The 692-nt window shown below is 60.7% G+C and carries 1 protein-coding gene; it reads right to left on the reverse strand.

The genetic code is table 11. The features are described from left to right. Positions 1–692, reverse strand: a 692-nt coding sequence (locus BTM36_RS03690) for a GTP-binding protein (RefSeq protein ID WP_139347040.1), incomplete at its 3' end; no start/stop codon positions are given.

Genomic DNA, 692 nt, shown 5'->3' on the forward strand with positions numbered 1-692 from the left:
GTCACCACAGTGCCACGGCCAGAGATCGAGAACACGTCTTCCACCGGCATCAGGAAGGTACCGTCAACAGCACGTTCCGGGGTCGGGATGTAGGTGTCCAGCGCTTCAGCCAGGGCCATGATCGCTTGCTCGCCCAGGGGACCGGTGTCGCCTTCCAGCGCCAGCTTGGCCGAACCCTTCACGATGGGCAGGTCGTCGCCAGGGAACTCGTACTTCGACAGCAGTTCACGGACTTCCATTTCCACCAGTTCCAGCAGTTCTTCGTCGTCCACCATGTCAGCCTTGTTCAGGAAGACGATGATGTAAGGAACGCCGACCTGACGGGACAGCAGGATGTGTTCACGGGTCTGGGGCATCGGGCCGTCAGCGGCCGAGCACACCAGGATCGCGCCGTCCATCTGCGCAGCGCCGGTGATCATGTTCTTCACATAGTCGGCGTGGCCTGGGCAGTCAACGTGGGCGTAGTGACGGTTTGCGGTTTCGTATTCGACGTGCGCGGTGTTGATGGTGATGCCGCGGGCCTTTTCTTCAGGCGCTGCGTCGATCTGGTCGTATGCCTTCGCTTCGCCGCCGAACTTCTTCGACAGAACGGTTGCGATTGCAGCGGTCAGGGTGGTCTTGCCGTGGTCAACGTGACCGATGGTGCCGACGTTCACGTGCGGCTTGGTCCGTTCAAACTTGCCTTTTGCCAT

The sequence above is a fragment of the Herbaspirillum sp. VT-16-41 genome, assembly GCF_001994935.1.
Taxonomy (GTDB): domain Bacteria; phylum Pseudomonadota; class Gammaproteobacteria; order Burkholderiales; family Burkholderiaceae_D; genus Herbaspirillum; species Herbaspirillum frisingense.